General features: G+C 69.5%; 10 protein-coding genes and 1 pseudogene. 7 read left to right on the top strand and 4 right to left on the bottom strand.

Annotated features, from left to right (window positions below):
• Positions 1 to 154 (top strand): annotated as a pseudogene (locus tag O9255_RS13655) (IS1595 family transposase); the annotation flags it as partial.
• A gap of 43 nt (positions 155 to 197) precedes the next feature.
• Here the strand turns inward: O9255_RS13655 and O9255_RS13650 are convergent.
• Both O9255_RS13650 and O9255_RS13645 read right to left on the bottom strand, forming a co-directional pair.
• Positions 198 to 623, bottom strand: a complete 426-nt coding sequence (locus O9255_RS13650; protein ID WP_297867419.1) for an organic hydroperoxide resistance protein — start codon at positions 621 to 623, stop codon at positions 198 to 200.
• Positions 620 to 1,105, bottom strand: coding sequence for a MarR family transcriptional regulator (locus O9255_RS13645; RefSeq protein ID WP_297867418.1), 486 nt, complete (start codon positions 1,103 to 1,105; stop codon positions 620 to 622). The genes O9255_RS13650 and O9255_RS13645 overlap by 4 nt, the downstream gene beginning before the upstream one ends.
• Before the next feature lie 45 nt (positions 1,106 to 1,150).
• On the opposite strand from O9255_RS13645, the gene O9255_RS13640 reads away from it, so the two are divergent.
• Both O9255_RS13640 and O9255_RS13635 read left to right on the top strand, forming a co-directional pair.
• Positions 1,151 to 2,026, top strand: coding sequence for an alpha/beta hydrolase (locus O9255_RS13640; RefSeq protein WP_297867417.1), 876 nt, complete (start codon positions 1,151 to 1,153; stop codon positions 2,024 to 2,026).
• Positions 2,027 to 2,083: 57 nt separating this feature from the next.
• The gene (locus tag O9255_RS13635) at positions 2,084 to 2,455 is read left to right on the top strand and encodes a 6-carboxytetrahydropterin synthase (RefSeq protein ID WP_297867416.1); all 372 of its coding nucleotides are present in this window, start codon (positions 2,084 to 2,086) and stop codon (positions 2,453 to 2,455) included.
• Here the strand turns inward: O9255_RS13635 and bioD are convergent.
• Both bioD and O9255_RS13625 read right to left on the bottom strand, forming a co-directional pair.
• Positions 2,443 to 3,132: a dethiobiotin synthase gene (gene bioD / locus O9255_RS13630; RefSeq protein ID WP_297867415.1), complete on the bottom strand. Its 690-nt coding sequence runs from the start codon at positions 3,130 to 3,132 to the stop codon at positions 2,443 to 2,445. The two genes, O9255_RS13635 and bioD, sit on opposite strands and share 13 nt — an antisense overlap.
• Complete coding sequence (locus tag O9255_RS13625) at positions 3,129 to 3,869, bottom strand: TMEM175 family protein (protein WP_297867414.1); 741 nt, start codon at positions 3,867 to 3,869, stop codon at positions 3,129 to 3,131. Before O9255_RS13625 ends, bioD begins: the two co-directional genes overlap by 4 nt.
• Before the next feature lie 53 nt (positions 3,870 to 3,922).
• On the opposite strand from O9255_RS13625, the gene O9255_RS13620 reads away from it, so the two are divergent.
• The 4 genes from O9255_RS13620 to O9255_RS13605 all read left to right on the top strand — a co-directional run bounded on the left by O9255_RS13620 (position 3,923) and on the right by O9255_RS13605 (position 6,123).
• The gene (locus tag O9255_RS13620) at positions 3,923 to 4,408 is read left to right on the top strand and encodes a GAF domain-containing protein (RefSeq protein WP_297867413.1); all 486 of its coding nucleotides are present in this window, start codon (positions 3,923 to 3,925) and stop codon (positions 4,406 to 4,408) included.
• Positions 4,409 to 4,413: 5 nt separating this feature from the next.
• A complete protein-coding gene (locus O9255_RS13615) occupies positions 4,414 to 4,809 on the top strand; it encodes a TfoX/Sxy family protein (protein WP_297867412.1) in 396 nt (131 codons plus the stop codon).
• A 71-nt stretch (positions 4,810 to 4,880) separates the two neighbouring features.
• Positions 4,881 to 5,258 carry a hypothetical protein gene (locus tag O9255_RS13610; protein WP_297867411.1) on the top strand — a complete coding sequence of 126 codons (378 nt, stop codon included), beginning with the start codon at positions 4,881 to 4,883 and terminating at the stop codon, positions 5,256 to 5,258.
• A gap of 88 nt (positions 5,259 to 5,346) precedes the next feature.
• Complete coding sequence (locus tag O9255_RS13605; RefSeq protein ID WP_297867410.1) at positions 5,347 to 6,123, top strand: hypothetical protein; 777 nt, start codon at positions 5,347 to 5,349, stop codon at positions 6,121 to 6,123.
• Positions 6,124 to 6,133: the final 10 nt, after the last annotated feature.

The raw sequence follows: 6,133 nt of genomic DNA, 5'->3' as shown, positions 1-6,133 counted from the left end.
TGCACACCACAGCCGGCTGAAGGGTTGGATCGCCCGATTCCATGGCGTGGCGACGTCCTATCTGCCGAACTATCTGGGCTGGTTCCGCGCCTTGGAGCGGAACGCCCAAACGGGCGCAGGAGCCGCAGCGCTGCTCAGGTTGGCCATGGCGTGAGCGAATCAACCACAATCAACGCGAACAGCGCCTTTTTCTTTCCTCAGGCGATCGTCAGGGTGACATCGACGTTGCCGCGCGTGGCGTTCGAGTACGGGCACACGATGTGGGCGCGATCCACGAGCGTGCGCGCCGCTTCGGCGTCGAGGCCCGGCAGCGCGATGACGAGCTCGACGCGGATGCCGAAGCCGTTCGGGATCGGGCCGATGCCGACCTTGCCGGTGATGCTGAGGTCGGCCGGCAGCTTCAGGCCGTCGCGGTGCGCGACGAACTTCATCGCGCCGATGAAGCACGCCGAATAACCGGCGGCGAAGAGCTGCTCCGGGTTGGTGCCCGGACCACCGGCACCGCCGAGTTCCTTCGGCGTGCTGAGGGCGAGTTCGAAGCGGCCGTCGCTGGCCGCGGTCTTGCCGTCACGGCCGCCGGTGGAGGTGGCTTCGGCCGTGTAGAGGGCGTGCTGCAGGGTCATGGCGGGGTCTCCGTCGTGGGGGTGGGGACAAGGCGATTGCGCAGCGCAGTGAGGCGCGACACGAGGCCCTGGAGTTCATCGAGCCCGCAGTCGAGCGTGCAGAGCATCGCCTCGGGCACGGCGACGGCGCGGCGCTTCAGCACGCGGCCCTCGCGGGTGAGATGGATGAAGACGCTGCGCTCGTCCTCGCGGCCGCGACGGCGCTCGACGAGGCCCTGAGTCTCAAGGCGCTTCAGCAGCGGCGTGAGCGTCCCCGAATCAAGGAACAGGCGCTCGCCCAAGGCGCTGACGGTGGGGCCGTCGTCTTCCCAGAGGACCAGCATCGCGAGGTACTGCGGGTAGGTGAGGCCGAGTTCGGCCAACAGCGGCCGGTAGGCCTTCGTCATCGCCAGCGAGCTGGAGTACAGCGCAAAGCACAGCTGGTGGTCGAGCGCGAGCAGCGCATCGGAGGGGAGCGGGGCGACGGACTGGCGGCGGGGCATGGTGGCAATGTATATTGCGCACAATTCAATTGCAAGCAATCTATCTTGGACCTCGAACGCTGGCAGCACGCCGACCCGGAACACGGCCTCACCCTCCGCGGCTGGCACACGCCACTCCGCGGCCTGCCGCTGCTGCACGTGCTCCACGGCAACGGCCTGTGCGCCCGCACCTACGCACCAATGCTCGAACCGCTGGCGGACGGCTTCGACCTCTGGCTCTGCGATGCGCAGGGCCACGGCGACAGCGACGCCGGTGAGCGCTTCCTTGGGTGGAACGCCAATGCCGCGATGGCCGCGCGCGCATTCCGCGCCCACCACCCCTCACCCACCGTGCCGGTGTTCGCCGTGGGCCACAGCTTCGGCGGTGTGCTCACCGCCCTGATGGCCGCCGCCGACCCCTCGTTGTTCCAGCGCCTCGTCCTGCTCGACCCGGTGATCTACACCCCCCTCGTCGCGGCGACCGTCGCCCTGCTCGAACGCACCGGGCTGGAAGGCCTACTGCCCCTGGTGCGCGCCACCCGTCGTCGTCGCACGCGCTGGCCGTCGCGCGACGACGCCTTCGCCCGCTTCCGCGGCCGCGGCGTGTTCGCCGACTGGCAGGACGACGCCCTGCGCGCCTACGTCGAGCACGGCCTGCGGGAGGACGGCGAGGGCGCCACGCTGAAGTGCCCAACGTCCATCGAGGCCACGATCTTCAGCTCGGGTCCCGTCGGCCTGTGGCGACAGCTCGACCGGCTCGCCACCCCGACCCTGCTCGTCCACGGGGACCGCACGTTGCCCTTCGTCGGCCCTTCCGCGCGACGGCTGGCCGCCCGACACCCCCACGTCCGCGTCGACGCGATCCCAGGCTCGCACTGCTTCATGCTGGCCCAACCCGAGGCCACGGCGGCCCGCGTGGCAGCCTTCCTCGGCGAGGCCTGAATCCGGGCCTCGGCGGCGCCCGTGGCAGAATGCGCGCCTGCCCCGGTCGTATCCGCCATGCCCACCGAACTCAGCCAAGCCTTCTACTTCGAAGCCGCGCACACGCTGCGCCGCTACGTCGAGGGCGAGATCGAATCGAGCAAGCGGATCCACGGCCACACCTACCACGCCGAGATCACGCTGCGCGGCGAGCCCGATCGCGAGACAGGCATGGTGGTGGACCTGGGTTTCGTGCGTCGCGAGCTGGCGGCGCTGCGCGAGCGCCTCGACCACCGCTTCCTCGATGAGGTCGAGGGCATCGGCCCGGCCACGCTCGAGAACCTCTGCGCCTTCATCGCCCGCGAACTGCAGCCGTCGATGCCGCTGCTGGTGCGCGTGTCGGTGTTCCGTCCCGCCTCGGGCGACCGCGCGACGCTTCAGCTCGGCTGAGGAAAGCCCTCGGGCAACTGCAGGTGCCGCGTCAGCGTCGCCGGGTCCACGCCCGGCGCATGCGGCAGGCGGCCCAAGCACGGTACCGGCAGCGCGGCCTTCAGGGCTTCGAAGTAGTCATCGGGGAACAGCATCGTCGGTTCGACGTCCGACGCGATCCAGCCCAGCACGGGGAAGCCCCGGGACAACACGGACTCGACGGTCATCCGCGCGTGGTTGATGCAGCCGAGCTTCAAGCCGACCACCACCAGCACCGGCAGGCGCAGCGCCCGCGGCAGCTCGCACTGGTCGAGCTGCGCGTTCACTGGCGCGAGGAAGCCGCCGACGCCTTCGACCAGCACCACGTCGGCCATCGCCTGCAGCCGAGTGAACGCGGCGCTGATCGGCGGCATCGTGACCTCCACGCCATCCAGCCGCGCCGCGATCTCCGGCGCCGTGGGCTCGCGAAGCGCCCACGGGTTCACCAGCGCGTAATCGGGGCGCGGTTCGCTCGCCGCCTGCAGCGCAAGGGCGTCCTCGTTGCGCAGACCCTCGGGCGTGGACTCGCTGCCGCTGGCGACGGGCTTCATGCCCACGGCGCGCAGGCCGCGCTGGCGGAGCGCATGGAGCAGGACGGTGCTGGTGAAGGTCTTGCCGGCACCCGTGTCGGTGCCGGTCACGAAGAAGGCGGTTGTCATGCGGTGGAGGATGCCAAAGCGGCCGCAAGGCGGCGTCGATGCTGCACGCGAAAGCCGACCTGGGCGAAATGCATCACGAAGAAGATCATGCCCGGCGCGCCGTAACGCAAAGACTCCTCCCAAAGACTCAGGCCCAGCGACATCAGCGAGAACAGGGGCAGCAGGGCCCACTGCCGCATCATCAGCCGCAGGGCGAGGACTTCGGCGGCGTCCAGCCCCAACGCTTCGCGCTGGCGCCAAGCATGGTGGTTCAAGGCCCACAGCACCGCCCCCATTGAACCGAAGGCGATGGCGAAGGTCTGGAACATGCGCTGCACTTCCGCAATCGTGCCGAAGGCGAAGTTCGACGGCAGCGCGCCGCCGCTGATCCAATGGAAGAAGACAGCGAACACGATCTTCAACGGAAACACGAAGATCAGCGTCAGGAAGATCAGCAGCAGGCTCCACTGCCGGCTGCGTGGGTCATCCAACCCGAAGCGCTCGCTCCAATCGACATGGCCGCGCCAGAAGGTGGCGATCAGCCAGAAGCAGGCGGCGAAGGCCGGGACGCCCTTCAGCGCTGCCGCCAGCTCGTCGGGCGTGCGCGGCACGCTGCCCACGGCGATGACCATCAGGCTCAGGGCGAAGGCGAAGGCCGCATCGACGAAGGCCTCGAGGCGGGTCGTCCGGTCACCCCGGTGACGGAAGCCCAAGTCGTCGCGCGGGCTGTCCTTGCCTTCCGCTGCCGCAGTCCCCATCGTTCCCTTCCCCCGCCGCACTGCGCGGCCCGCTGAATGGGATTCTAGAGCGCATGTCCTTCACCGCCACCGCCCTCGAGGGCAGCAAGGCCGAGCAGTACGCCCAACTCGTCGACCAGGCCCGTGGCCTGATGCACGGCGAGCCCGACCGCACCGCCAACGCCGCCAACCTGTCCTCGCTGGTCTTCCACGCGCTGCCCGACCTGAACTGGGTGGGCTTCTACTTCTTCGACGGCAAGGAGCTCGTGGTCGGGCCCTTCCAGGGCCTGCCGGCCTGCGTGCGCATCGCCCTCGGCAAGGGCGTCTGCGGCACGGCGGCGGCCACGCGCCAGACCCAGCTCGTCCCCGATGTCGAAGCGTTCCCCGGCCACATCGCTTGCGATTCGGCCTCGCGCTCGGAAGTCGTGGTACCGCTGTTCACGGGCGAGACCCTGATTGGCGTGTTCGACATCGACAGCCCGGTGCTCAACCGCTTCGACGCCGACGACCAGCGCGGGCTGGAAGCGCTGGCGCAGGCTTTCCTCGACACCCTGGCCTGATCGCGATGGCGGCGCCGGAGAAGCTGCGCAACATCGGCCCGAAATCGGCAGCACAGTTGCGCCAGGTTGGCGTGCGCACGCTCGACGATCTGCGCGCGCTCGGCAGCCTCGAGGCCTTCGTCAAGCTGAAGCGAGCCGGCTTCAAGCCCTCGTTGAACCTGCTCTATTCGCTGGAGGGCGCCCTGCTCGACTGCCATTGGCAGCAGGTGCCGGAAGCGCGCCGAAGCGAACTCATCCTCGCCGCCGATGCCGCGAGCGCCACGCTACCGAAAGCGCAGCCGCGCTGGTTCAGCGGCGGCAACGCGCCGGCGGGCGCCGTGGCCGCCAGTGATGGCGAAGTGGACTCCGAGGCGGACGACGAGCCAGCGGACGACGGCGGGAGCGACGGCGGCGGCGACTGAGGACCGTCGCCCTTCGCTTCCACGGCCTCGGGATGGCAGGCTGGGGTTCCGCAACTGTCTGAGGATTCGCCATGCGCCTCGTGTTCGCCGCCGTCACCGTCCTCGCCTTGGCCGCCAGCAGCCTGCTCCAAGCCGTGCCGCTCGAGAACAAGTGGCGACTGCAGTTCAGTGGCAATGCCCGCTCCGACGGCACGCTGGTGCTTGCGATCACGCCCAGCCACGGCGAACCCGTGACCGTGCCGATCGAGGTCGCCGCCGGCACGCGCGAGAACATGGTCGCCAAGCGCGTCGTCGACGTGCTGCGCGAGGCCATCGGTGCCGACTACAAGGTCGAGCGCGACGACGGCGAGGACGTGCTGGTGAAGCGTCGCCTCGGCCGCGACCGTTTCAACGTCACCGTCGTCAGCAACTCCATCCGCGGCGTGCGCCTGAACCTCGACCAGGAGTGACCCCGCGGAATCACGGCGCGAACAGGGCTTGCCTTCGCCTCGGGATCGGCGAGGATGACGGCCCAACCAATCTCAAGGACCCGTCGCCATGCCCTGGACCCTCGGACTGCTGCTGACGGTCGCCGTCATCTGCGGGCTGCTGTTCGCCTCCGCCGAGGCCGGATTCCGCTGGGGACGCCGACAACTGGTGCGCGAAGGCCAGGACGCCGACAAGGGGCTGGGGGTCATCGAGGGCGCGGTGTTCGCCCTGCTCGGCCTGCTGATCGCCTTCAGCTTCTCCAGCGCCGGTGACCGCTTCGAGACGCGCCGCCTGCTGATCGCCGAAGAGGCCAATGCGATCTCGACCAGCTACCTGCGACTCGACCTGCTGGGCAGCGAACTGAGTGCGCCGATCCGGCCGCTCTACCGCGATTACCTCGAGGTGCGCATCGCCGAGAGCAAGCACAGCGACGATGCACCGGCTCGCGCGGGCTCGCAGGCGGCCACCGAAGCGCAGCAGGCGCGCATCTGGGCCGCCGTCAACGCCGCGCTCGAGCAGAAGGGCCAGCCGGCCCTGGCGATGGCGATGCTCGGCCCCTTGAACGAGATGATCGACATCACCACCACGCGCCGCATGGCGGCGATGCTGCACCCGCCGGGCATCGTGTTCGCCGCGTTGGCCCTGGTGGCGATGCTCGCGACCTTCCTCGCCGGCCACGCCCGCGGCCTCAGCGGCCGGCGCAGCCCGCTGCATACCGTGGTCTTCGTCCTCGTCATCAGCGGGACGATCTACAGCATCATCGAATTGGAGTACCCGCGCCTCGGCTTCGTGACGATCCAGGACGCGGACGTCGTGCTGGCCGAGCTGCGCGGGATGATGCGCTGAGCCGCGGCGC

Source organism: Silanimonas sp. (assembly GCF_027530345.1).
In the GTDB taxonomy this organism is placed as follows: Bacteria; Pseudomonadota; Gammaproteobacteria; order Xanthomonadales; family Xanthomonadaceae; genus Silanimonas.
Note: the sequence above shows the minus strand (reverse complement) of the source record. Positions and strands in the feature narration are given on the sequence as shown.

What these genes read in the sequence shown, in the direction of transcription:
- O9255_RS13650 (WP_297867419.1), bottom strand. Translation starts at nt 623, where the DNA reads ATGACCCTGCAGCACGCCCTCTACACGGCCGAAGCCACCTCCACCGGC.
- O9255_RS13645 (WP_297867418.1), bottom strand. Translation starts at nt 1,105, where the DNA reads ATGCCCCGCCGCCAGTCCGTCGCCCCGCTCCCCTCCGATGCGCTGCTC.
- O9255_RS13635 (WP_297867416.1), top strand. Translation starts at nt 2,084, where the DNA reads ATGCCCACCGAACTCAGCCAAGCCTTCTACTTCGAAGCCGCGCACACG.
- bioD (WP_297867415.1), bottom strand. Translation starts at nt 3,132, where the DNA reads ATGACAACCGCCTTCTTCGTGACCGGCACCGACACGGGTGCCGGCAAG.
- O9255_RS13625 (WP_297867414.1), bottom strand. Translation starts at nt 3,869, where the DNA reads ATGGGGACTGCGGCAGCGGAAGGCAAGGACAGCCCGCGCGACGACTTG.
- O9255_RS13620 (WP_297867413.1), top strand. Translation starts at nt 3,923, where the DNA reads ATGTCCTTCACCGCCACCGCCCTCGAGGGCAGCAAGGCCGAGCAGTAC.
- O9255_RS13615 (WP_297867412.1), top strand. Translation starts at nt 4,414, where the DNA reads ATGGCGGCGCCGGAGAAGCTGCGCAACATCGGCCCGAAATCGGCAGCA.
- O9255_RS13610 (WP_297867411.1), top strand. Translation starts at nt 4,881, where the DNA reads ATGCGCCTCGTGTTCGCCGCCGTCACCGTCCTCGCCTTGGCCGCCAGC.
- O9255_RS13605 (WP_297867410.1), top strand. Translation starts at nt 5,347, where the DNA reads ATGCCCTGGACCCTCGGACTGCTGCTGACGGTCGCCGTCATCTGCGGG.